Annotated in this window: 2 protein-coding genes; one reads left to right on the plus strand and one right to left on the minus strand. The window is 70.4% G+C overall.

The genetic code is table 11. The features are described 5' to 3' along the window. Positions 1-847 (plus strand): MBL fold metallo-hydrolase (locus tag FL311_RS46225; protein WP_141333466.1); only part of this gene is annotated, 847 nt, incomplete at its 5' end. Here FL311_RS46225 and FL311_RS43095 read toward each other — a convergent pair. Beyond that, positions 822-1418, minus strand: a 597-nt coding sequence (locus FL311_RS43095; protein WP_141333468.1) for a helix-turn-helix domain-containing protein, incomplete at its 5' end; no start/stop codon positions are given. The genes FL311_RS46225 and FL311_RS43095 overlap by 26 nt on opposite strands.

The following is a 1418-nucleotide window of genomic DNA, read 5'->3' on the forward strand; positions in this document are numbered from 1 at the left end:
AGATGTGTATAAGCGACAGTTCTTCTATGACACGGGCGCGGAGGTGGTGGTGTTCGACGCGCAGTTCACGGAAGGAGAGGCGAACAAGGTGCTGGAGCACATCCGCGCGCGCACCGCGCATCCCATCCGCTACGTGGTCATCACGCATCCGAACCCGGACAAGTTCAACGGTGCGGCGGTGTTCCAGCGCGTGGGGGCGAAGGTGGTCGCGAGCAAGGCCACCGCCGAGGCGATTCCCGCCGTGCACGCGTACAAGAAGTTCTATTGGGTGAACGTGGCGAAGGCCTTCACGGAGGAGACCTATCCCGCCGAGGCCACGGTGGATGTCACCTTCACGGGGAGCTACTCGCTGCCGCTCGAAGGGGGCGCGAAGGTGGAGCTGACGGAGCTGAAGCACTCGGGTGTGACGGTGACGCAGACGGTGGCGTACGTGCCGGGGAGCGAGGCGCTCATCGTCGGGGATTTGGTGCACCACGGCGCGCACGCGTGGTTGGAGGGCGGGGTGCGCGAGGGCAAGGTGGTGCCGGACGTGGCGTCATGGAAGGCGGCGCTGGGGGAGCTGTCCGCGTGGCCTCGGTCCACGGTGCATGGCGGGCGAGGGGACAGCGCGCCGGTGATGGATGTGATTGAAGCGCAGCGGCGCTATTTGGATGGGATGGTGACGCTGGTGGAGGGGTACGCGGCGGAGCTGGGCGAGCGCAAGCCGGAGCTGTGCGGTGAGCAGGCGTCGGCGCACTACGGGCAGTTGGAGCAGCGCGCGGTGGCGGCGTTCCCGGAGCTGAAGCTGCCGTACCTGGTGGGCTACGGCGTGTACGGCCTGGTCAACCGCGTCGCCTGCGGCGGGTAGGGGAGGGGAGCGCGGTGGTGCCCTCGGCGATGCGTTGGCGGAAGTCGCGGGGGCGCTCGCCGGTGAAGGCGGTGAAGGCGTGGGTGAAGGCGGCGAGGCTCTCGAAGCCCACGGCGTAGGCGGTCTGCGTGACGCGGGCGCCGTCCTCGGCGAGCAGCTCCATGGCGCGCAGCATGCGGGCGTCGTGGAGGAAGCGGCGCCAGGAGGTGCCGGCCTCGTCATCGAAGTGGCGGGCGAGGGTGCGCTGGGAGAGTCCCGCGGCCTTCGCCGCGCCCGCGAGGGTGACGGGGCCGGAGAGGTGGGCCAGGGTGTAGGCCATGGCGCGCTCCAGCTCGGGTGTGCGGGCGCGGGGCAGGCGCCAGTCGCGAGGCTCCGCGCTCCATTCGGACAGCAGGTGCGCGAGGGTGGAGAAGAAGCTCTCGGCGACGGGGTCGCGAGGTGAGCGCTCGGGTCCCCAGCGGGTGGAGTGGAGGAGCATCTCGCGCGCGAGGGGTGGCAGGACGAAGACGCGGCAGTCGCCGGAGGGGGCGGAGGGGACGCGCGAGGGCTTCAGGTAGACGGTGCAGAGGGT

Origin of the sequence: Myxococcus sp. AB025B (assembly GCF_006518215.1) — a bacterium.
GTDB lineage: Bacteria > Myxococcota > Myxococcia > Myxococcales > Myxococcaceae > Myxococcus > Myxococcus fulvus.